Source organism: Streptomyces sp. NBC_00490, assembly GCF_036013645.1.
Classification (GTDB): domain Bacteria; phylum Actinomycetota; class Actinomycetes; order Streptomycetales; family Streptomycetaceae; genus Streptomyces; species Streptomyces canus_F.
The window spans coordinates 10316525-10339268 of sequence record NZ_CP107869.1 but is presented as its reverse complement, the minus strand read 5'-3'; the positions used below and the strand labels follow the sequence as shown (position 1 = coordinate 10339268).

General features: G+C 69.3%; 21 protein-coding genes. 14 read left to right on the top strand and 7 right to left on the bottom strand.

Annotated elements, in window-relative coordinates; translation table 11 throughout:
- Positions 1-26: 26 nt before the first annotated feature.
- Both OG381_RS47340 and OG381_RS47335 read left to right on the top strand, forming a co-directional pair.
- A complete protein-coding gene (locus OG381_RS47340) occupies positions 27-491 on the top strand; it encodes a glycine-rich domain-containing protein (RefSeq protein ID WP_327722173.1) in 465 nt (154 codons plus the stop codon).
- Positions 492-595: 104 nt separating this feature from the next.
- Positions 596-1285: a class I SAM-dependent methyltransferase gene (locus OG381_RS47335; RefSeq protein WP_327722172.1), complete on the top strand. Its 690-nt coding sequence runs from the start codon at positions 596-598 to the stop codon at positions 1283-1285.
- Between the two features lie 422 nt (positions 1286-1707).
- Here OG381_RS47335 and OG381_RS47330 read toward each other — a convergent pair whose 3' ends face one another.
- Positions 1708-2406: a hypothetical protein gene (locus OG381_RS47330; protein WP_327722171.1), complete on the bottom strand. Its 699-nt coding sequence runs from the start codon at positions 2404-2406 to the stop codon at positions 1708-1710.
- A 214-nt stretch (positions 2407-2620) separates the two neighbouring features.
- On the opposite strand from OG381_RS47330, the gene OG381_RS47325 reads away from it, so the two are divergent.
- The 11 genes from OG381_RS47325 (at position 2621) to OG381_RS47275 (ending at position 11519) form a co-directional block, all read left to right on the top strand.
- Positions 2621-3274 (top strand): HAD family hydrolase, encoded by a 654-nt coding sequence (locus tag OG381_RS47325; protein WP_327722170.1) that lies wholly within the window; start codon positions 2621-2623, stop codon positions 3272-3274.
- Between the two features lie 94 nt (positions 3275-3368).
- A complete protein-coding gene (locus tag OG381_RS47320; RefSeq protein ID WP_327722169.1) occupies positions 3369-4556 on the top strand; it encodes a helix-turn-helix transcriptional regulator in 1188 nt (395 codons plus the stop codon).
- A gap of 98 nt (positions 4557-4654) precedes the next feature.
- On the top strand, positions 4655-4852 hold the full coding sequence (locus tag OG381_RS47315; RefSeq protein ID WP_327722168.1) for a hypothetical protein: 198 nt from the start codon (positions 4655-4657) through the stop codon (positions 4850-4852).
- Between the two features lie 40 nt (positions 4853-4892).
- Positions 4893-5690 (top strand): hypothetical protein, encoded by a 798-nt coding sequence (locus OG381_RS47310; RefSeq protein ID WP_327722167.1) that lies wholly within the window; start codon positions 4893-4895, stop codon positions 5688-5690.
- A 136-nt stretch (positions 5691-5826) separates the two neighbouring features.
- Positions 5827-7242, top strand: a complete 1416-nt coding sequence (locus tag OG381_RS47305) for an ATP-binding protein (protein WP_327722166.1) — start codon at positions 5827-5829, stop codon at positions 7240-7242.
- 37 nt (positions 7243-7279) lie between these two features.
- The gene (locus OG381_RS47300; protein ID WP_327722165.1) at positions 7280-7774 is read left to right on the top strand and encodes a roadblock/LC7 domain-containing protein; all 495 of its coding nucleotides are present in this window, start codon (positions 7280-7282) and stop codon (positions 7772-7774) included.
- The gene (locus OG381_RS47295; protein WP_327722164.1) at positions 7771-8157 is read left to right on the top strand and encodes a DUF742 domain-containing protein; all 387 of its coding nucleotides are present in this window, start codon (positions 7771-7773) and stop codon (positions 8155-8157) included. The genes OG381_RS47300 and OG381_RS47295 overlap by 4 nt, the downstream gene beginning before the upstream one ends.
- Complete coding sequence (locus OG381_RS47290; protein WP_327722163.1) at positions 8150-8764, top strand: GTP-binding protein; 615 nt, start codon at positions 8150-8152, stop codon at positions 8762-8764. The genes OG381_RS47295 and OG381_RS47290 overlap by 8 nt, the downstream gene beginning before the upstream one ends.
- A gap of 104 nt (positions 8765-8868) precedes the next feature.
- Entirely contained in the window at positions 8869-9435 is a 567-nt protein-coding gene (locus tag OG381_RS47285) for a GAF domain-containing protein (RefSeq protein WP_327722162.1), read from the top strand.
- Between the two features lie 52 nt (positions 9436-9487).
- A complete protein-coding gene (locus OG381_RS47280; RefSeq protein WP_327722161.1) occupies positions 9488-10750 on the top strand; it encodes an acyl-CoA dehydrogenase family protein in 1263 nt (420 codons plus the stop codon).
- A 286-nt stretch (positions 10751-11036) separates the two neighbouring features.
- A complete protein-coding gene (locus OG381_RS47275) occupies positions 11037-11519 on the top strand; it encodes a hypothetical protein (protein ID WP_327722160.1) in 483 nt (160 codons plus the stop codon).
- Positions 11520-11980: 461 nt separating this feature from the next.
- Here the strand turns inward: OG381_RS47275 and OG381_RS47270 are convergent, their stop codons facing one another.
- The 3 genes from OG381_RS47270 to OG381_RS47260 form a co-directional block, all read right to left on the bottom strand.
- Positions 11981-13225, bottom strand: coding sequence for an IS256 family transposase (locus OG381_RS47270; RefSeq protein WP_327722100.1), 1245 nt, complete (start codon positions 13223-13225; stop codon positions 11981-11983).
- A 133-nt stretch (positions 13226-13358) separates the two neighbouring features.
- A complete protein-coding gene (locus OG381_RS47265; protein ID WP_327722159.1) occupies positions 13359-13865 on the bottom strand; it encodes a helix-turn-helix domain-containing protein in 507 nt (168 codons plus the stop codon).
- A gap of 264 nt (positions 13866-14129) precedes the next feature.
- A complete protein-coding gene (locus OG381_RS47260; RefSeq protein ID WP_327722158.1) occupies positions 14130-15452 on the bottom strand; it encodes an XRE family transcriptional regulator in 1323 nt (440 codons plus the stop codon).
- A gap of 306 nt (positions 15453-15758) precedes the next feature.
- Between OG381_RS47260 and OG381_RS47255 the strand changes: the two genes are divergently transcribed.
- On the top strand, positions 15759-16235 hold the full coding sequence (locus OG381_RS47255) for an rRNA adenine N-6-methyltransferase family protein (protein ID WP_327722751.1): 477 nt from the start codon (positions 15759-15761) through the stop codon (positions 16233-16235).
- 162 nt (positions 16236-16397) lie between these two features.
- On the opposite strand, the gene OG381_RS47250 is transcribed toward OG381_RS47255, so the two are convergent.
- From OG381_RS47250 to OG381_RS47240, 3 genes are all read right to left on the bottom strand, one after another.
- Positions 16398-21074: a caspase, EACC1-associated type gene (locus tag OG381_RS47250; RefSeq protein ID WP_327722157.1), complete on the bottom strand. Its 4677-nt coding sequence runs from the start codon at positions 21072-21074 to the stop codon at positions 16398-16400.
- A gap of 2 nt (positions 21075-21076) precedes the next feature.
- A complete protein-coding gene (locus OG381_RS47245) occupies positions 21077-21505 on the bottom strand; it encodes an effector-associated constant component EACC1 (RefSeq protein ID WP_327722156.1) in 429 nt (142 codons plus the stop codon).
- A gap of 226 nt (positions 21506-21731) precedes the next feature.
- The gene (locus OG381_RS47240; protein WP_327722155.1) at positions 21732-22700 is read right to left on the bottom strand and encodes a hypothetical protein; all 969 of its coding nucleotides are present in this window, start codon (positions 22698-22700) and stop codon (positions 21732-21734) included.
- Between the last annotated feature and the right edge of the window lie 44 nt (positions 22701-22744).

Below are 22744 nucleotides of genomic sequence, written 5' to 3'. Positions count from 1 at the left end.
TGCGGGGCCCGTCCCTGGGAGGCATCATGACAAGCGCAGCCGCGGCCACTTTGGCCATCAACTCGGTGCTCGGCCCGGTCCGTTCCGCCCGCGAGGTCGTCCCGCCCCAGCTGTGGGAGAAGCAGGTCCAGCTCCTCGTGCGGGACTACCCATACGACACGATCATGGCGGCCAGGGTCCTCGACCAGGGCTACGCCTACCTGCTGACCGCGATGACCCACCGGGGCGAGTGCCTGGGCCTGGCCCCGAGCAAGCTCGTGGACATCGGCGTGCACACGATCATCCTCGACACCGTGGCCTACGCCGAACTGTGCGCGCGCTTCAACGGCGGGCACTTCCTGCATCACGTGCCCAAGGTCGACATGAAGAACGACGGCTCAGTGATGAAGACGGCGCACTTCGTCGCCGCCGACGGCTGGGAGGTCGATCTGTCGCTCTGGCAGGACGCCGCCGACTGCGGCCCGTGCCACCCGGGCAGCGACTCGCACTGACCCCGCTCTTGGGCCCGGCCGGATTCCGGTCGGGCCCCAGCATCGTCCGGGTGAGATTCCCCGAACTCGGCCACACGGCCGGCCATCGCCGCCAGGATGAGCCGGTGACGAGTACCGCAGACCTCTGGCATCACTACGGTCGCGTCCGCGCCGAACGCGACCGCGCCGTCCCGCAGGCCTTCCACTGGATCTGGAGCCAAGACGGCGGTCCCGGCCCGGAGGTCCTCGGCACATTGACGGACCGCACCGTCGGCGACCTGGGTGCCGGGTCTGCCCGGCACGCCGCCCATCTGACGGTTCACCACTCCCCCGCCCGCATCGTCGCCGTCGACGGCTCACCCGCCCAGTGCGAGATGGCCGCCACGCTGTACGGCCATCTCGCACCGCGGCTGCGCATCGTCTCATCCGACGCCGTAAGCCACCTGACGGCGCATCTTGACACCTACGACGTGCTGTACAGCGTCTTCGGCGCTGTCGACTTCACCGACCCGCACTCGCTGCTGCCGGCGGCAGCAGCCGCTCTGCGGCCGGGCGGACGCTTGGTGTTCTCCACTCTGGTGCACTATCTGGGCGGCCGGCCCGCGCAGCCGGACGTCGTCGCTGCCGACATCCCAGCGCGAACCCCCCAGGGCAAGGAGACCACGATGCGCCGCTGGGTGCTTCAGGAACACGTGTGGGTGAAGCTCCTAGACGAGGCCGGATTCACCGGCATCGACATCGACCTACTGCCCTCGCCGACCGCTGGCCCTCGCTGCGCCGCCACCCTCCTGGTAACGGCCCACCGCACTGCCTGACCGCCGGCGCTCCCTGTAGAGCGACGCCTTGCGCGCGGATGCCGGACGCGGCCAGCGAGCCGCACCCGGGTGTAAACAGCCTGTCACCGGTCTGCCGTTGGGCTGCCTCCCGGCCGGTTCAAGCGTGGCCAAAACATGTGTCGCACGGGTTCGGGAACAAGAGTCGGGATGCGTGCAGTGCCTCGCTGGCGCCGAGGACGTAGTGCATCACGGCGATAAAGATTTCCCTACAGGGCCGGGCCTGGCCCAGGACCGTGGAAGCACCGGCAGCCACGGCGGCAGCACGAACTCAACAACAGGCGATCCTGGGACACCGGGTGACGTCGCATTGCCTGCTGGCGGACTCCGCCGCCCGCCCAGAGTCGTGTGCCCGTAGGTTGATCAACGTCCGCGTTCCGACGGGGACCGGCAGGAGAAGGTGCTCAGGTCCGGCGTGGCAGTCTCGCCTGCGGCCAGTCCGCCCCGAGAAGCAGGTCGAGCTTCTCGGCGTACGCGAAGAGCAGCCTCGCATCCTCCTCGAGGTCCTCAAGGGTGCAGACGATGTTGGCGCCATCCTGCTTCCTGAAGAAGCGGGAGCGCATGACGCCCACGCCGTCCCAGTTCCACCAGGAAGCGTGAACGGCATCGTCGCGGCGACGCTTGAGCTCGTGGGCCTCGCCCCACTCAAGGATCTCGGCAAGTGCGGCGGCCTGTGGAATGCTCCTGCGAGACTGCGCCACGAGCAGTTTGTGGAGGTCTGACCATGTTTTGTCGACGAGTGAGAAGCCGCCCTGCTCGTCTCTCAGTAGCAGGATGAGCCGCTTCATGGCCGCCTCGACATGCCCGCCGGCGACCACGATGGCGCCGATCAGCCCGTGGAGGCGTTCACGGAAAGCGAGGTCGGCTTCGTCCGGGCCTCCATGACGCCCGACCCTGAAGGTGGAGATGTCCACGCTCGACCGGGCTATGGGGGTGGTGATGTCCAGGTCGAAGGACGGTCCACCGTCCAGTTGGGTGCTCATCCGGTAGGAGAAGGAGTGCCCGGGCGGGGGCCATTCATCTGACATACCTGGATCCTGTCGGCTCAGGCTGCCCGGTGCCACCGCTTTCTGCTCCGCCGCAAGGGTCGGCGCGCCTGCCACGCCTGAGCGACACCACGGGCGAAAGCGACGCCATCATCGCCAACGGCAGCGCCGAAGGCCCCGCCATCGTCAAGATCAAGGACGGAGACAAAGCATTCCAGTCAGCAGGTTGTGAGCCTTGGGCGAAGATCGACTGACAGCCTCCTGCACGGTTGCTCGACACCTGCCACGACCATGGGTCCGAGGCTTCCCTGCAACGGCATAGGCTCACAGGGTGATTGAGACCATCGTGTTCGACGTCGGCGAGACGATCACCCGGGACGACCGGTACTGGCAGGCATGGGCCGATTGGCTGGACGTTCCCCGCCATACCCTCTCTGCGCTGATCGGCGCTGTGGTCGCCCGTGGCCAGGACAATGCGGAAGCGCTGCGCCTGCTTCGTCCCGGTCTTGATGTCGCTGTCGAGTACGCCGCTCGTGAGGCCGCGGGGTGCGGCGAGTATCTGGATGAGGGCGACCTGTACGGCGACGTTCGCCCGGCGTTGGCTGCACTGCGCACGCTGGGCATCCGTGTCGTCGTCGCTGGGAACCAGACGGCCCGCGCCGGTGAGCTGTTGCGCGGCCTGGATCTGCCCGCTGACCTGATTGTCACGTCCGGGGAGTGGGGGGTGGCCAAGCCGCAGCCAGGCTTTTTCGAGCGGGTGTTGGAGGTGGCGCAGTCCGCGCCGAGCGAGACTGTGTACGTAGGTGACCATCCTGCCAACGACGTGTTCCCCGCCAAGGCGGCCGGGCTGCGGGTCGCTCACATCCGGCGCGGACCGTGGGGGCACCTGTGGGCGGATGATCCCGAGGTTGTCTCGGTGGCGGACTGGCGTATCGACAGCCTTACGCAGCTGGCATCGATCGTCGAGGGCCGAGAGAGCCGATAAGGATCCACCAACTGCCGCTGGTGCGGTCGTTCGTGTCCACTCACAGTCTCCTCGCGGGTACGGTACGCAAGGGAAGCACCGAACGGGAGCCAGCATGCCCGCACCTGTCAAGGGTGGCGTCGGCGCGCGGATTGCCTATTACCGCAGCGTCGTCCGCCCGAAGATGACGCAGCAGCAGCTAGCCGATGCCGCCTGCGTCGCTCTGGGAACCATCCGCAAGATCGAGCGCGGTGAGCGCGGAGTCAGCGACGCCACCCTCGAAGCCATCGCGAACGCTATCGGCATTGACCCTGCCCGGCTGCGCGCTGACCGCGGCCCCGCACACACCGCTGTGCACGCTGCGCTGCCTGCACTGTCCGCATCGATCGCCGCCTATGACATGCCCGAGGACGGCCCGACACGGACTCTCAACGAGCTCAGCGCGGCTGTGGAGCAGGCCGCCGGCTGGCGTCTGAGCGCCCAGTACACGCGTCTCGTGCGCCAACTGCCCGACCTTCTGACTGAACTCTCGCGCGCCTACCACCAAGCCCCCGGCCACCAACGTCAGGAACTGGCCGGGCTGACGGTGCGTGCCTACCGCTCGGCCGATGCCGTCGCCTACAAATTCGGTGCCCTCGACCTGTCCGCCCGGCTGATCGAGCTCATGCGGTGGGCCACCCCCGAGACCGGCGACCCGCTGCTGGCCGCGTCCGTCGCCTACGTGCGCACCGAGACGTTCTTCGCCGCGCACGCCCACGCCACCGGACTGCGCGCCCTGGAACAGGCCTTGGACACGGCCCCCGCCCCAGCCAAGCCGTCCGAGATCGCGGCACGGGGCGCACTCCATATGCGCGCCGCAGTCATCGCCGGCCGGGACCGCAATCCCTCCGCCGCAGCCACTCACCTCGACGGGGCCCGCAGCCTGGCAGACCACGTCACCGAAGGCGTGTACTACGGCACCGCGTTCGGCCCCGACTCCGTGCGCGTCCACGAGGTGTCCGTAGCGGTGAGCCTCGGAGACGAGCATGTCGGCCGCGCCCTCGACGTCGCAGCCGAGTGGAAGCCTCCCCCCGGTCTGCCGGCCGAACGACGCTCCGGCTTCTACATCGACCTCGCCCGCGCGCAGCTGTGGTCCGGGCTCGCGGACGACGCCTTCGAATCATTGAAGGTCGCCCGGCGCATCGCCCCCCAGCACACCCGCGAGCACCCGTGGGTCCGAGAGGACACCGCAACCCTGCGCCGGCTCAAACGGTCCGATGCGGAAACCCTCACCGCTTTTGCCGAATGGTGTGCCGCTACCTGAGCGAACGGCCCAACTACCCCTGCCCGGGGTACTTGTGACGCCTACTCGCCCCCATCCTCTGTTGCACGCGTACAAAAACCAGCAGAGGGGAAGCGGAGATGCCCGACGCACACGCAGCCGCGCCGACGGTCATCGACGGACAGGTGAGCATCGCCCGCCTGCACGGTGAGGCATGCTTCGACTGCGGGGCCGTCGCCAAGGCACTGCGCGCAGCCGGGCACATCATGCTCCGCGGCAGCACCCGCGTCTGGCCCGTCGTCACGTGCGGCTGCCACAGCAAGGCGGCCGCAGCGTGAACGCCACAACCCCTGAATGCCAAAGTGCCAGGGAGCCGTGATGCTGACCAATCCTCTCTCGATCGCAGCCGGGTTCGCGCTGTACGACGCCGGCCAGGACTGGGATGCGATCCGCGTGCCGCAGCCGCTCGGCGTCGCCGCGATGACGATCTTGGGTGGCCGCTGCGGTGCCGTCGTCGAGGACCCCCACGCGAACGTCGTGTACTACTTCGTCCCTGCGGGCACCGCAGGCCAGTGGGAGGTGGAGCACACCCGCGCGATCGGCAGTGGGGGCGCGGTGGCGATTCCGCCCGTGCGCTGCACGAGCGGCCCGGGCCCGCACTGGCGGATTTGCCCGGGGGACGGCGGCTGGCTGACAGATGCGCGCGCCCTGCGCGCGGCGCTTGAGGACTGCCGCGCTCTCGGCGGTCAGCCCGCGTATCGGTGGGAGGACCGGTTGAAGGGGGATGAGTTCGTCGGTTCCAATGTTCGGTTGCGGGTGCGGCCGCGGCTGACGGTGGCGCGCTGGCCGGGCAACATCGACGTCGCCACGCGGGTCTGCGGCCACCTCATGGACAACGTGGTCCGGCACGCGAAGCTCTTCCCGGACCGCATGGTGCCCATCCGGCTGATCTGCCCGAGCCGACACGGCGAGCTGATCATCGAGGTCGACGACGCCCTCCCGGACTTTCCGGGCTTTGACGAGATCGTCGGTCAGGGCACCGACGGCTATCCGCCGGTGACGGGTCTGTGGTGGGTCGCCCACGCCAAGGGCCACTTGGCCTGGGATCTGCTGCGCAGTGACGGCGGCGAGGTCATCGGCAAGACCGTGCAGGCCGTACTCCCACCCTCGCCCTGACCGCCGAAACGCTTTCCGCACCGCACCGCCTCTCGCCATTCATCCGCACCCGTTGTTGAGGATTGTCATGTCTGACGGCGTATCCCCCGCCACCGCCGCAACCCCCCGCCGGCACAGGAGGAGACGGGGCACTCCGGTGCACCACGGCCTGCACGATCAGATCCGCGCCGCGGTCTTACCGCCACGATTGGTGGACGGCGCCTTACTCGGGTCCGCCGCCCTGGCCTGGTGGACGGCGCCCGTACCGCCGGGGACCATCTTCGGCGCGATGGCCTGCGGTCTCGGCGTGAGTGGCCTGATCGCTTGGGGCCGTACGAGGGCAGCGGCCCGGGCCGTCCAGCACCACTACGCCGGTCAGTTGGCGGGCGTGCAGGGTGCCATCGCCGACGTGGAGAAGGCGACGCAGGCGGCGGTCGATGCGCTGCTGCGCGGGGAGGGGATCCCTTCGCCGTTCGTGTTCGTGCCGGCGGTGGGCGATGAGCCTGCGACGTCGGAGGTGAAGCGGCTGCTGATCGAGTTGCAGGAGCGGGTGGTGTGCTCTCTGGCCGAGGTGCATGCCAGTCGTCAGTCGGCGGTACTGCTGGAGGTGCTGCGCCGCCTGGCGCAGCGTGAGCATGCGCTGGTGGAGAAGGCTTTGGCGGCGCTGTCGGATCTGGAGGGCGCGACCGACGACGCCGAACTCCTGCACCGGATCTACCAGTTGGACCATCTGGTGACCCGGATCCGGCGGCAGGTGGAGAGCACGGGCGTGCTGGGAGGACAGTCGCTGCGCGCCACCAGGCGGCCGGTGTCAGTGTCGGTGGTGCTGCGCGGCGCGGTCTCGGAGGTGGTGGCCTACCCTCGCGTGGACGTGGTGGCCGGCCAGGCAGGGGTTTCGATCGGGCTGGCGCAGCAGGTGGGGCCGGACCTGTCGCACCTGCTGGCCGAACTGATCGAGAACGGCTGCCGGTTCTCCGCCCCCGAAACGCGGGTGATGGTGCGGGCGCAGCCGGTTCCGGTGGGGCTGGCCATCGAGGTGGAGGACCGCGCCCTGCGCATGCAGCCACCGGTGCGCGCGCAGCTCAACCAGCTGCTGGCCGCGCCGGACACGATCGACGTCAGCGACCAGGTACGCCGCGGCCACTTCGGCCTGCTCACCGCAGCCAAGATCGCACAACGGCACGGCCTGACCGTCACCCTGTCCGAAAACGTCCTCGGCGGCACCACAGCCCTGGTCGTCATCCCCCGCCGCCTCCTCATCCCCATCCAGCCCGACGACGCCGAAGACCAGGCAGCCCCCAGCACGCCCACCCCCGTCCCCCAGGTTGTGTCGGGACCCGCACCAGTTCCCGCCGCGCCCCGTACGGAGGCGGCCGCGGCCTCAACTGCGGCCGTGGGTCCGACCGGGCTGCCGCAGCGGAAGAAGGGGGCAGGCCTGCCTGCTCCGGGTACGTCCGCGGCGGCGCCCACTGGGGCTGCCACGGCGGGGCTGGCGGGCGCTTTCCGCAGCGCCTACCGCGCCGCCAGCCCCACCACCCCTGTGCCGCCGCACCAGCCTCCGGCATCCCACTAACCCCTCCCCCACCCCCCTCTTGATTGGAGTCCCTCGCATGCTTCCGCACAGCAATACCGCCCCCACCTCTGACGGCACCGGAGAGCACCGGGAGTCGATGGCCTGGCTGTTGCGTGAGTTCGTGAACGAGGTTGCTGGTGCCACTCATGCGGTGCTGGCTTCGCGTGACGGCGTGGCCTTACTGGACAGCGATATCGACAAGGACTGGGCGGATGAACTGGCTGCGGCTGTGTGCGGGCTGGCGTCCCTGGGCGGCAGCATCACCGGACCCCGGCACGAGAAGCACCTGCCGCGGCAGATCATCATCGAACGCCCGGACTCACTGATCTTCATTCAGTTCGCCGGCCGCAGCACCGCCTTCAACAGCCACAACGGCATCGGGCAACAGTTCGTCGACACCGTGCTGTGCGTGGTCACCACACCGGAGGCCGACGCCGGCACCGTGGGCTTCGAGATGGGGCGCCTGGTCACGGCGTTCGAACCGCACATGCTGACCCCGGCCCGTACCCGCCCCGCCGACACCACACGATGACACCGGCCCCGCGGCGCCTGTCGGTGGCGGCCGATCCGGACACGACGGCCTTCGTCAGACCGTATGCACTCACCCGGGGCCGTACCCGGCCGCAATACCGGCTGCGCCTGGAGTCGGTGCTGCACCCCGGCACCGGCCGCCCGGGCCCCGGGCTGCCGGAGGAGTGCGGGCGGATCACGGCCCTGTGCCGCGCCCGGCCGCGCTCCGTCGCCGAACTCGCCGGCACCCTGGGCTGCGGCCTCACCCCCGCCAAGATCCTCATCAGCGACCTCCTGGCCGCCCACGTCCTTGTGCCAGGCACCGCCGACGCAGCGTCCGACCCCGACCAAGATCTACTCCTGCGGCTCCGCGCCGCCCTGACGATGAAGTGGCTCGATGAATAGTCCAACCTGCCGCCCTGACGGTCCCGCAGCGCACGGGCACGCCGAGACCGGCGCAGGCCGCACCGTGTTCAAGGTGGTGATCGCCGGTGGGTTCGGGGCCGGGAAGACCACCGCAGTCGGCGCCATCAGCGACATCCCGGCACTGACCACCGAGGAACGCCTCACCGAGGCGAGCGTGCCGGTCGACCGCCTCGACCACGTGGCCTCCAAGACCACCACCACGGTGGCGTTCGACTTCGGCCGCGTCGGCTTTACCGATCCGCACCCCTTTGAACTGCTGCTGTTCGGCACGCCCGGCCAACAGCGGTTCTCCCACCTCTGGTACGACGTCTGCAGCGCAGCCATCGGCGCCATCGTCCTCGTCGACACCCGCCGACTGGAGGACAGTTTCCTGGCGGTGTCGTTCTTCGAGCAGATCCGACTGCCGTTCATCATCGCGATCAACCCGTTCGACGGCGCTGTCCGCTTCCCTCACGAGGATGTCCGCCAGGCCCTCGACCTCGCCCCCGACATCCCGATGGTGCGCTGCGACGCCCGCGAGGCCACCCAGGTCGCCGCCGCCCTGGTCACCCTCGTCGACCACGCCCTTATCTGCCTCACCACCTGAGCCCCGTTGGACATGTGATGACCCACCAGCACCCCCTTATGCCCTCCCCCGCAGCCGCCGGGCGCACCGGAGCTCGCCTACTGCCCTCCCCTAGGGAGGCGGTCATGGCCCCGCCCGGCCTGCTGCCCCACCAACCCGCGTCGATCAGCGGCGCCACCGCGCAGCTGCTCGCCGTGGAGCAGGCGCGGCAGGAGGCAATCGCACGCTTCGGCATCGCCCCAGGGCCGGACGATCGCATGGACCGGCTCGCGCGTCAGATGGCCGAACGGACCGGGCTCGCCTACGGTTTCGTCAACATCTTCTGGCCCCAGCAGACGTTCATCGGTCTGCATCAGCCGCCCCCGGACAGTGGGCTGATCCCGGTGGGCCGCAGCATGAGCCGACGGCACGGCTGGTGCCCGGAAGTCATCGCCCGCCAACGAGCCCTCCCGTTACCCGACGTGTACGCCAGCCCCCGCTTCGCCGGCAACCACGTCACCGACGCCCTCGGCATCCGCTCCTATTTCGGCGCACCCCTCATCGACCCGGAATCTGGTGTCGCGTGGGGGACGGTGTGTGTCATCGACCCCGAACCCCGCCCCCTGGCCCAGGCCCAGCACCTCCTCGACATCGTCAAGGACACCGGCACCACCGTGGTGCAGACCCTGACCGCCACAGCGCCAGCCCGCTGATCCCGTTCCAGCCGCAGCCGTCAGGTGAGCCTTCAGGGAGAGGGACCCGCCCATGTCCATGCCCGCCCCACCCCACAGCCTCGACAGGTTCCTCACGCCTGCCCACCGTGCACTCTGGGAAGCCGTCGACGACTTCGCCACCCAAGAAATCCAGCCTCGCGTGGAGCGCATGGAAAGTGCGCAGCGTGTGGACCGGAAGATCGCCCGGCTGTTGGCCGGTCGCGGCTGGTTCGGCGTCACCGTGCCCGAGGCCTTCGGCGGCATGGCGGCCGGGCACGTCGCCAAGACGATCTTGATTCATCGTCTCGCCCGTGTCTCCGGCGCGGCCGCCGCGATCCTCCAAGCCAGCCTGATCCCCGTTGCCGCTGTGCTGTACTACGCCACCGACGAGCAGCACGCTGCGCTGCTGCCAGGCGTGGCCGACGGCAGTGTGCTGATGTCGATCGCTGTGACCGAGCCGGACCAGGGCGGCCACCTCGGCGGCATGACGACGACTGCCGAGTGGGACGGGCGGGCCTGGGTGCTCACCGGGGTCAAGGCCCATGTCGGCAACAGCCACCTCGCGGATCTGCACGTCGTCGTCGCCCGCACCTGCCCCACCGGCACGCGCACCTCGCGCGCCTTGACGGCGTTCCTCGTCCAGGGCGATCAGCGTGGGGTGCACATCGTGCCGCACAGCGCCAAGCTGGGACTGCGCGGCTTCAGCTACGGTCAGATCACCTTCGACCGCGTGCGCATCTCCCCCCATGACATTCTGGGGGAAGTCGGCCAGGGCTTCGACGTCGCCCAGTCCAGCAGCATCCTGTACGGGCGGCCCAACCTGACCGCCCTCTCCCTGGGGCTGCACGAGAGGGCCGTCTGTCTGACTGCCCAGTACATAAGCCAGCGCCCCCGCTACCAGGGCACACTGGCCGACCTCAGCGTCATACAGGACCGGCTCGGCCAGATGTCCGCCCGCCTGCTCATGGCCAGGATCCTGGCGTATCACGCGGTCGACATGCTCGATCGTGGCCTGCCCTGCGATGACGAGCTCCTTGCGGCCAAGGCCCTTGGCCACGATCTCGCCTCCGAAACCGGCAACGACGCCATGCAGTTGCATGCCGCCAACGGCTTGGACGTGGACTTCCCCATCGAACGCGTCTGGCGCGACATGCAGAGCACCTACGCACCCGCCGGGACCGGCGAGGTCCAGCGCCGGCGCCTCGCCGAGAACCTCCTCCAACAGCAGGACAAGACCGGTACACGCACCCCGTGGTCCGTGGTGCACGCCCGACGCTTCCAGCCCCCCATCGTCGACCAGCCAGTCGGCGTCTAGGAACGCCCGCGCACGGTCACCCCCGTGGCTTACAAGGACCGTGCGCGGGTCCCCCGTCTCACGCCAGGCATCCCCCGTGGCCGAGCGCGAGACACCAGCCCGGCGCGGGGAAGACGGCGCGGCTTCTCCTCCCCTACGAAGACGCCGCCCCCGCCCCCGCGCCGGGCGCCACCACCATCGGCTCTCGGCTTGATCAACTCGCCACGTGTCGCAGCGACCCTGGAATTCGCCTCACGGTGGAGCCTTCGGCGTTCTCCGGGAGACAGACACCACACAGGAGGACGCCATGCCGGCCCACCGCGCTCTGACCGCCAAACAGGAGAGAGAGGTCCGCGCCCTCTACGCCCATGGCTTCAGCTCGACCGAGTTAGCCGAGCGGTACAGCGTCACGCACAAGACAATCCTCAAGGCCATCCCGCAGAACGAGCGCCGGAAGTCGGGCGGAAGCACCCTGCGGAAGGACCTGCCGATGGACGAGATCGTGCCCCGGTACGAAAACGGAGAGAGTGCAGCCGTCCTCGCCGACGAGTACGGGGTCGGCACGAACACGATGAAGAGAAGGCTGCAGGACGCGGGCGCCATGAGCCCCCTCGCCCGGATCAGCACCCCTGAAGGGATCCGCGCCCTGACTCAGGAGTACGAAAACGGGACGACACTCGACACTCTCTCTGCCCGCTACGGCCCGTCTCGACTCACGATAAAGCAGCTACTGAAAAAGAACGGAGTGACGATCCGGCGGCGTGGCCCCAGAAGCAGCCGCAACCGCTGACAGGGGTCCGGCTCGGCCCCGTCTGTCTCCCCAGGTGATTTCTAGCACGGCTACTCGCCAAGGCGTCGCCTCTCACTACGGCCTTGCCGCCACGCACGAAGTCGCGTTTCGCAACACGGCCATGACCGCCGAGGGTTCGCCCATGCCTGACGCTGCCTCGCCATGCACAAGGCCTCACGCCCGTCTCAGGGACACGCGGTTCCAGCCCCGCCTGGCAGCGAGGCCCTCCGTCAATTCGTTCCTCTCGTCCCGTGAAAGCAGCTCACGATGCCTTCTGTTGTCATACGCCACGAAGCCGGCCCCAGGTTCGACTCGCTGACGGAGCGCCTCCAATCCGGCGGGTGGGGCTCTGGAACTTCAACCAGAGTTCCTTGACGGCGTCTCGGTCGTGTTTGACGGTCCACTCCACCGGCTCGTCGCCGCAGTGAGCCAGAAGGGTCATGTCCCGCGGGGTGGTGTAGTCACGGCAGCTGTTTCGATTCCGGTTGCGGGGTGATCTGCGGCTCGGGTGGAGTGGGCTGGGTGGTGAGGAGTTCGGCCATGGAGGCTTCGGAGAGGTAGCGGCGGTCGAAGACCTGCCATTCGTCGTGGAGTTCGGCCAGGACCGCGGCGGCGAGCCGGTCCAGGGCGGCGGGGTTGGGGAAGACCTGGACGACGTCGGCCCGTCGTTTGATCTCCCGGTTCAGCCGTTCCAGCGGGTTGGTCGACCAGATCTTCTTCCAGTGCGTCGGAGGGAAGTCCGCGAACGCCGTGATGTCCGGTGCGGCGTCCAGCAGCATCTTCTTGACCTGCGGGAACTGTCGTCCGAGCATGTCGGCCACCACGTCCAGCTGGGTGCGCACCTGCTCGGCGGTGGTCTGCGCGAAGATGGTGCGTATGGTCGCTGCCACCATCTCGCCCGAGCCCTTTTCGATCACGCTGAAGACGTCCCGGACGAAGTGAACGCGGCACCTTTGCCAGGCCGCACCGAGGAAGACGGTGCGGATCGCGGCCACCAGCCCGCTGTGGCTGTCGGAGATCACCAGCTGGACGTTCTCCAGGCCGCGGGCCCGAAGCGAGCGCAGGAACTTCGTCCAGAACGGCTTCGATTCGCTGTCGCCGACCATCACGCCGAGGATCTCGCGGTGTCCGGTGGCGGAGATGCCGGTGGCGATGACCACGGCCTGCGAGGCGATCCGGTGGTTCACCCGGGCCTTGCAGTAGGTGGCGTCCAGGAAGACGTAGGGGAAGACGGTGTGATCCAGCGGCCGTTCCTTGAACGCGGTCAGTTCCTCGTCGAGTTCGCCGCAGATCCGCGAGACCTCGGACTTGGAGATCCCGGTGTCCGCACCGAGTGCTTTGACCAGGTCATCCACGCTGCGGGTGGAGACGCCGTGCACGTATGCCTCCATCACCACGGCGAACAGTGCCCGGTCGATGCGCCGCCGACGTTCCAGCAGCGAGGGGAAGAACGACCCGGTCCGCACCTTCGGGATCTTCAGGTCCAGGTCGCCGGCCTGGGTGGTCAGCAGACGGTCGCGGTGTCCGTTGCGCCAGGTCGTGCGCGACTCGGAGTGCTCACGCGGGGCGGCACCGATCACCTCGGTGGCCTCGGCCTCGATGAGCTCCTGCAGGATGCGCTCGCACACCACCCTGATTGCTTCAACTCCATCGGCCCGACGTAGTGACTCCAGCAGCCGCATCAGCTCAGACTGGGACAAGGCCATCGCGTGCTCCTCCGGTTGAACTGCCCGTTCACCAGGGAGACTTACGCGATGGCCTGCCCTTGTTCAGGGAGCATGCACGGTCAGCGGATGCACGCCCCGGGCAGACACCAGCGCGTTCCGCGGCCAAGCCCGGCTACACCACTTCAAGGGACGCCATCGCCAGAAGGCCGAGTTCACCCCAGGTCAGAGGGTTGCTGCGGTACAGAGCGTTGGAGCGTTCCGGTTCCGCGGGGTAGCGGTCCACGGCAATGCGTAAGAGGTAGCGGCTGACGGGGTCAGCGCCGTCATTGCGCAGCAATCGGCGCATCCGCAGGTGGAACGTGCTTCCGTCGAACTCCAGAGCCGCATCGTCTTCCAGTACCAGCAGTTGTGCCGTGCTGGAGGGAAGCCCGGCAGGTTCAGCCTTCGTCGAAGAGGTGTCGGTCCGCTGCCAGGCACCCCACAAGGCCCCGCCGGCTGCGAGTTTCGCATCCGCCCGGCGAGCGAGATGGGCGCTGCCATGCTCGCGACCGGCCTCGAGATGGCTGACGTACGAGGGGTCAACGTTGAGTCGAGCCGCCAAAGCCCTTTTGGACAGACCACGGGCGGTGCGCCAATGCGTGATTTCAGCGGGGAACGTACCGCGCTCCTCGCCCTCCAAGGTGCCATCCCTCTGCAGGAGTTCGGCAAAAACGGGAGTGAGTGCCCCTCACCATCGCCTCGTCCTGCCCGGCGAGAGCTCAATGACGCTAGCTGGCGGACGTTGTGTCGTGGTCGGCGCGCGCGAGCGGCCTTCCTTCACTCGTCGTCGCGGGAGGTCGGGTACTTGAAGCGCTGGGCACGCCTCGCATCAGGTCAACTTGCCACTGGCCCGGGATCCGCAGCACGCGTCGGGCTGGCAGCCTTTGCGGAGGCTGCGGGTGCCTCACGCGGCGGCGAGGGCCAACAGCTCGGGCACACCTTCGACGCCGGCGTGAGCCTCGAAACGTGGAATGAGTCCTTGCACCAGCTCGACGCACCGGGGCGCGCCGATTCGGTGGGCGACTTGGAGAGCCTCCAGGGCGGCGGCTGCCGCGGGTTCGGGCTCCTCCAGGTTGAGGTGGCTCCTGGCCTGATAGGTCAGGAAGACGCCGTGAGTTTTGGCGCGGCTGGTTGGCAGCAAGTTCTGGCCTTGCCGGATGAGCTCGTGCGCGCGGCGGGTGTCCCCGAGGTCGAGCAGGGCCTGCCCGGAATCGACAGCCAGGTCGGCTTGGGACATCCAGGCGCACCATGCCGGTACAGGGTCACGCGACGAAACATCGAGAAGGTGTTCGGCGGCGCCGAGGGCCCGCAGGGTGGCGCGCCGCTCGCCTTGTGCCGCCAGGGCCCGCGCGAGCCGGAGCTGGAGAAGGGATTGGGCGGCCGGGTGCCGGGTCCCGGAAAGCGCTCGTTCGAGGATGCCGGCGGCTGTGGGCGGGTCGTCCCGCCAGGAGGCCTGATAAGCAAGGTCGCCGAGCAGGGCGGCGCCCATGTCTCGGTCGCCTCCGGTGTGAGCGCTGTGCAGGCCGGCGATCCAGTACTGGCTCGCCTCGTCGTGCAGCCCGTGGTCGAAGCGATGCCAGCCGACGGTCTGGCTCAGGCTTGCGGCGAGTGCGTGGAGGCGGACTTTGACCGGCTGGCTGTACCGGCTGCCATCGATGAGGTCCGTGACCGTGGTGAGGAGCGCGTCGATCAAGGGTGCGGTGTGCTGGCGCTGTTCGGTTGCCTGCACAGTCAGCCGGGCGCTGGTGTCTTCGAGCAGTGCGACCAGATCCTCCCCGACCGCTTTGGTGTCGTGCAGCGACTCGCCCGTCAGGGCCTGGATATCGGTCGACGCCCAGGTGCTGGCCAGCGTGACCAGAGCAGTGCCGGAGATCGCGGTCAGGAAGGTGCGGCGGGAGCGTTCCATAGTCGTTCGCAAGGCCTCTCGGAGGGCTGGCACCGGGCTGGGACCGAGGGGGATCACCATGCCGCCGACGCCCGGCAGCCAGTGCGGCCACGAGCGAGGATCCACCGCTCCGGCAGGAACGCCGAATACTTCGGCGATGTAGGCCTGCGAGCCGGCATCGGGGATGACGCCCTCTGTCTCCCACTTGTAGACGCGTTGCTTGGTCGCACCCGATCTCAGATCGCGGCGTTCGGCGGCCCGGCGGATCTCCCGGGCAAGATCAACTCCTGTCATCCCGCGCGCGATCCGGGCCTGCGCCAGCGGGTGCCTCTTCTCGGCCACGCTGTCATCCAATCACCGGTGCCTGCACTGAGCGTAGCCGCGACCCCACCGGGATTACCGGGGGATGACCGTCAACTCCTTTTGCTGCACGAACGGTTGGCCGACACTCGGTCACCCCAGCGACCAGGTGCCGGCCCTCAAGACGATCTGGGCCAGCACCCACAAGCTCGGAATTCTCTCCATCACCAGTACGCCGGACACCGGCGTCGCGCGCATGCATCGTGAAGGGAACTCAGTGATGCAGCACTCACCACTCCTCGGCCCTGCCCCGGCCCCGATCCTCGCCGACGATTTCGCGGCCACGGGCTGCCGGTACGCGCGGACCTGGGACAACACTTCCTCCGGTCGCCCGAATCAGCCCGCCGGCTCCTGGATCGGGCGGAGATACCGAGCGGGGCCCAGGTCCTCGAGGTCGGCGCGGGCCTCGGCCCGCCGTCCGCGACGATCGCCGGGGCGGGCTACCGCATCTGGGCGGTGGAGAAGGACGCGCGGCTGCGGCGCCCGCTGGAGAAGCAGCTTGGCGAGTTCGGCGACAGCGCCCGGATCACGATCGCCGACGTCCGCCGCGTCGACCTCTCCCAAGGTCTGGAGGCCGGCAGCACTCTTGTGTCGATCATGCCGTTCGCTTCGGAGCTGGCCGCCGCTCTGGTCCGCCATGTGTTCGGCTCCCCGCTGCTGGTGCGCGGCCTGGTGGTCATGCCGAGCCTCGGCGCCGAGCAACTGGCGGACCACCCAGCCAGCGGCCGGTGGGCCTGCTTCCCGCGTACCTGGTCAACGAGTTGAAAAAAGGGCCGCCCCTGAGGGACAGTCCGGTCAGGCAGCCGCGCTGCAGGCCGGCGGCGTCCATCAACTGGTAGGCGAGGATCCGTAGGTCGTCGTCATCTCCCAGCCCGTGAGATGGTGGCCGAACCGTCGTTGAGTCGGTCCGTCAGAGGGCCGTGCGCGTCACTCTCCGGGGCAGGTCCGCTCCCAGGGCAGGCCGTCCGCATACCGGTTCCATTCCGCGTCAGTGAGTCCCTGTCCCGTTACGGCGCAGGCCGCCCTGACCGGGTCGTCGACGAGGGCCACGGCGTGCCGTATGTCCCAGTGAACGAGCTGTGCCGGGCGCACCTTCTCCGCTGTCTCGGATGAGTCGAGCTCGGTCGTCGCCTCGCCTGCGGTGATCAGCCTGTTCCGGCCGGGGGTGAAGAGAACGCGTTCCCCCATCGTCTCCCAGTCGCCCGCCACCGAGGCGAGGGAGAGCGGGCGAGCGGCGTCGGTGATGTCCCACAGCAGGGTTCTGTCGCCCTCGCCCCCTGTGGACGCGGCAAGCATCGTGCCGGTGGAGTCGAAGGCGACCGCGGTGGCCTTGCCGATGTTCCCGCCGACGGAGCCCAGCGGCCGGGGCTGCGACGTCGCGCGCGTAGGCTCGGTGATCCCGTACAACGTGATCTGTTGGCTCGCGTCCGCCAGCGCCAGGCGGCGGCCGTCAAGACTGAACTCGACTGTCACGCCGGAGACCTCGCGGGCGCCCAGGGAGGCGAGGCGCCGTGGGTGCGAAGGCCTGCTGATGTCCCACAGCGACGTGCCCTGTTCCTCGGTCGCCACGGCCAGAGTGGGGCCGACGGGGCTGAACGTCATGGCGTTGACCTGGCTGAGGGGAAGCCGGGCGAGTCGGCGCAGAGCGCCGCGACGGCCGATGTCCCATAGCTCCATCTCCTCGTAGCGGCCCTTGAAGTCGTCACTCGCCACTGCCAGGGCGTGGCCGTCGGCACTGAAAGCGAGGGTGAGGACGCCGCCCGTGGTCGTCGCCGTGTCCAATAGGTGCGGGTCATCGGCATCGGCGATGTCCCACAGCCGGATCGTTCCGGTCGAGGAGCCGGTTGCCAAGAGGCGGACGTCACGGCTGAACGCGGCCGTGGAGACGTCCTCGATGTCGAGAGACGACAACCGCCTGGGAGCAGTCGGCCGTGTCGCGTCCCAGAGTTCAGCCGGCAGCATCGGGCCGTCCAGATCGTTCTTGGCGTACGCCTGCGTGAGGGTGACCAGGCGCCGGTCGGGCGTGAACGCCGCAGCCGGCACTCGGATGTTCGGTGCGGACGTTGACGCCTCCCGGCGCAGGTTGAGGCTGTCGGCGAGCTCCCACACCGCGGCGCGATGGTCGTCGGAGGACGTAGCGATCGTACGGCCGTCTGGCGCGAAGGCGACCGACGTGGCCGTGTCCCGGTGGTCGGTGAAGCGTGTCAGCAGACGGGGGTAGAACGGCTCGTGGACGTCCCACAACTGGGCCGCTCCGTCATTGCCGACCGTGGCCAGCCGTCGGCCGTCCCAGCTGAACGCCACCCCTCGCGCGGGACCGGCGTGCTCGGAAAGCGTGGCCAGGGGTTGCTGGTCGTCGGTGTTGACGAGCTGCGCGATGCTCCACAGGCTCACGCCGTTGTCGCTGGTGGCGGCCGCGAGGGTGTCTCCGTCGGCGGCGATCGACACCGAGAACACCTCGGTCTGCGCGCTCCCGCGGATCGGTACGAAGCCCACATTGACGGGATCCGTACGGTCAGCGAGGGACCAGATCGTCGGCGCCGGTCCCGCGCCGTCCACCACGGCCGTGCGGCCGTCCGGGCTGAACGCCACCCCGTGGACCGGTCCGCTGCTTCCACCCTTCAGCACACTCAGCCGTCGCGGCGACTCTGGCTTCGTCACGTCCCACAGCACCGCGTCGGTCCCCGCCCCGCCGGTGAGCAGTGAACGGCGGTCCGGGCTGAAAACGACGGCTTCCACCTCGCGGGTGAGTCCCTGGAGTTCGGCGACGCGGCGTGGACGGCCGGGATCGGCCACGTTCCACAGTGTGACGGAGTGATCCTGGCTCCCGACGGCGAGGGTGCGTCCGTCGGTGCTGAAGTCCACGGCTGTCAACGCGGCCTGCTGCCGGGGCAGTCGGGTGATCCTGTGAGGGTCAGTCCGGCCTGCCGCGGCCCCGGCACCGACCGTCTTGGGCGCGTGCCACAGGATGACCGTGCGATCGGTGCTCGCCGTGGCGAGGACCCGTCCGTCCGGCCGGTACGCGATCGATTTCACCGCCCCCGTGTGGCCGGTGAGGAACGTGACGTGATGGCGCTCCACGAGCGTGGAGACCAGCCCGGCCCGGCCCTCACGGGTGGGGAAGAGCCGCTGGCCGGCCGCGCCGAACCGCAGGGCGTCGTCCGCCTGGGTGTCGCGCAGGGCGTTCGCCTGCAAGACGAGGCTGCGGGCGACCGACCTGCGCTGCTGCTCCTCCGCTCGTTCGCGCTGTTTCGCCGCGCTGTTCCAGAGACCGGCAAACGTCCCCGAAGCGACCAGCAGCACGCACAGCACGGCGCTGAGGTATATGCGCCTTTGCCGTGACTTCTGGTTGCTGGCCGACACGCTTGCTTCGAGGAACGCGCGGGCAGTGGTGCCGAGGGGGATGGCCGGAAGAGAGCCGGAGGTCAGCCACGGCCGGACGCTGGCGAGCCGGGCTCCCGTGTACAGATAGGCGGCGCCTTGTCCGTGGCGCAGCCAGAGGGCGGCGTCCTTGGTGAGCTGCTGGTGAACGGGGAGTTCGTGCTGTGCGTCCCGGATCCATGTGTTCAGCCGCGGCCAGGTGTCCAGCAGGGCCTCGTGGGAGATCTGGGCGCTGTCGCGGTCCACGGTGATCAGACGGGCGCGGGCCAGACGGTCCAGGACCCGGGCGTCCGGGGCGGACCGGCGTGGTGGCGTGTCCGCCCCCGATCCTGCTTCGGAAGGGGCGCCACTGTTCTCGTCGCCCCGCTGTCCTGGCGTGAGCCCGGAGGGCTCGTGCGTTGTGCCGCCCACCTCGGTGGTGCGCAGCGGACGCCGCACCACCTCGCCGCCGCTGGTGATCTCCACCATCCGCAGGAGCAAGGGGCGCAGCGCCGCCCGTTCTGGTTCATCCAGCTCGGCGTACAACCGTTCCGTGGCCGTGGCAACGGACTGCCAGATGCCGCCGGTGGCCTGATACCCGGCGAGGGTTAGGACGGCGCCGTCCCGGGCGAGCCAGGTTTCACGCAGGGCGTGGGCCAGGAAGGGCAGGGCCGTGTCGGGTGCGGTTTCCGGCGACACCGCGCCGTGCGCCCTGCCCGCGGTGTCCCGCTTCCGGAGGTCGTGCAGGAGCCGTTGGACCAGGCCGGCCTCCAGGGTGAGGCCCACACGGCGAGCGGGCTCTTCGATCGCCGTGCGCAGGGCCTCGGCGGACATGGGCGTGAGGGAGACCTGCCCGCGGGCGAGGGCCTGGGCCAGTGGAGGCTCGGCGAGACAGCTACCGTAGTGATCGGCACGGACGCCGATGACGACACGGGGACCTCGCCGTCGTCCGGTCGTCGCGGATTCAGGGTCCGGGCCACAGAGCAGGCGGATGAACTGCCGGCGCTCCTGGGGATCAGCGGCCCGGGTGAAGATCTCCTCGAACTGGTCGACCACGAGGAGCCCGCACGGCGACCGGCCGTCCCCAGGCGCAGGGAAACACCCCTTGACGAAGTCGGCGAGCACGTCGTCGAAGGGAAGACCGACGGCCTCCGACCACAGCCGTGCCAACGTCTGCAGCGGCATCGCACCGGGCGCGGGAAGCAGCAGAACGGGCCAGGGCACGGAGGGGGTGGAGCCGCCTTCGTGCCGCAGCTGCAACTCGGCCAGAAGGCCCGCCCGTAGAAGCGAGGATTTCCCAACACCCGACGGCCCCACCAGTACTACAGGGCCGGGGGCGGGTGTCCGGCACACCCGTGTCACGAGGTCCGCGATCGCGTCGTCGCGGCCGGTGAAGTGGATGTGGTCCGCTGCGGCGAAGGGCTTCATACCGGGATAGGGGCACGGCACCTTCGCGGGCGGCGTCCGGGAGGGATCGGCTGCTGCGACGTAAGCGCGGTTAGCGGCGACCATGAGGCGGCCGAGCGTGCCCTCGCTCCACTGGCGAGGGGTCACCGGCTCGTCAGCGAAGGCTCGTACGAGGGCGTCGTGCAGGTCGTCGAGGGTGAGCGCGGGTGGCCCGCCGGGATCGCCGTCGCGCAACAGCTTCAACAGTCGGCCGCTGAAGAGGGTGTGCCGTGCGCCCATGGGCGCGAAGGACGCGCCGAAGTAGGACGCGGAGGTCAACAGGAAGCTGCCGTCGGGCCGGGCGGAGGCGAAGGGGTCCGTAGTACGTCGGACTCGCGGACCGCCGGCACGGCCGGAGAAGCAACAGTCGAGGATGACGGCACTGCCGCCGACCGCTCTGCCAAGCAGGTCCTGGACAGTTCGGTAAGGCACGGCGTGAGAGATGCTGTCCGCGTTGCGGCTGCCGTGCGTGGCGAAGTAGAGATCGTCCCTCGGGCCGAGCAAACCGTGGCCGACGTAGTAGAAGAGGACGAGGCCCTCGGCGTGTTCGACGGTGTTCTCCAAGGCCGCAACGACCTCCGGCGGTGAGGCGTCGGCAGGCATCCGGAGAATGCGCTCCGGTGCCATCCGGCAGGCGTCCGCCAGAAGGGACTGGAGATCGTCGAGCGTGGTGTCGACTCCGGGCAGTCGGGACAGCTGCGAACCTTCGCAGTGGTGCCCGGTGCCGACCAGAACGGCGTACGCGCCCGGTGAAGCGAGGCCGAGCCCCGGCGGCTCCCTGTCCGCAGGCCAGTTCACGGTCACTCAGGCGGCTGGAGGCTGACGCCAGGAGTGTCGGTCGGCTCCTGCGTCGGGGTCATGAGGTCGGCGACCAACCGCCGTGCCAGATCCGCGGATTGCTCGGCGTCCATGCCCCTGACATGCGTGGACACGATGGTGACTTCCCGGCCATCACTCTGCCGGACCGTGATCGTCTGACTGCCCCTGCGGGTCTGGGCCCAGGCCACCACCGCCCCGGCGAACGCCGCCGCCACACCACCGGGTTCGAGGAGTGCGAGCAGGGCGTCGGCGGCCACTCCCATCTCACCCGGAGGGGGAATCGCGACCGTCTGCCGCCGCGTCCGGCCGCGTAACTCGGGCTGCTCGTCCAACCATTGCCGCAGCAGCACGCACGGGGCCGCTCCATCACGCCGAGCATTGTCGTCCCGCACGGTGATGATGATCCGCATGCTTCCCCCGTGTCGCACCTGTGACCAGCCGCATACATATCGTAGCTGTCAGAGCCCGGAGCGAGAGCAATGTTCCACAACGAAACGGCCGTTGGGCGACACGGCTTTCATGGTCTTCGAGGCGGGCGTGCGACCCGTCCGCAGGGGATCGTCCTTACGTGCCTCGCCCTCGGGCTGTGGACCGTGGGCAGGAGCCTCTACGAGCTCATCGCCTGCTCCGGGCAGGTCAGGAGCGGCAGGCGGTGGCCGGGTCGTCGTGGACGAGCGCGCAGATCATGTGTGCGCCGCGCCCGTGATCGGGGTACGCCGCGAGCAGTTCAGCCTTGAAGTCGTTCCACTGGCGGGTGACCTCGGCGGTGGCCCCGGCCCTCGCGCGGCGGAAGTTGTCGCCGGTCTTCGAGCGGGCGGAGGCGGAGGTGTCCTTGTTCAGGGCACGGTTGTGGGAGACACGGCCCTCGCAGTCGGCCGGTTTGACGCCGGCCGAATCGAAGTCTGGGTAGCAGCCGGTGGCGAGATCCGAGGGGATACGAGCCCGCGCGTCCCGGGTCCAATCGGCGTCGTCCATGGCGCTGTAGCGGCGGATGTCAAGGAACGGCGCGAGGCCCGTACGCTCCAGGCCGGGCGGGTTGTCGAGGCCGATCGGGCCGCGGGCGGCCCGGTCGCTCCAGTTGGAGTGCGAGTAGAAGTCCTCGATCTGGTGCCAGCCGCGGCCCAGCTGTTCGAGGACGGCGCATTTGGCTCGCCCGGCCTTCCCATCCCATGTGCAGGGGGAGGAGAGATCGCTCTGGTCGGCGCGCACCGTGCCGTCCGCGCCGACGAGGCCGTCGGCGGCTCGGACGGCGCCGCGGAAGCGGGCGACCGAGGTACGGATGCACGCAAGGAGCTCGGTGGTGGCCTCATCCCGGGTGCGCGGGTAGCCGGGGGCATGGCGGGGGTCGAGGTAGTCGGCGTTGTCGCAGTGCAGGGGACCAACGTCGAAGTAGGGGCGGTGGTCGTTGGCATTGACCGCCCCGTCGCGGGCGTCGGCCATCGCGGTCAGCGTGACGGGCTCCCAGGGCAGTGCGGCCCGAGTGATGTCCTCGTGGTTGCCGCCGGTGAAGGCGTGGGCGGGCCCGCTCGGCACGGCGCTCAGGGCCGCTGCCAGAAGGGCCGCGACAGCCGCTGAGCGGGTCCGTGACAGCGGGATGACAGCCATGCCTCCATGCTGGCCGCCCGAACCGGCTCCCGCATGCGCAAGCA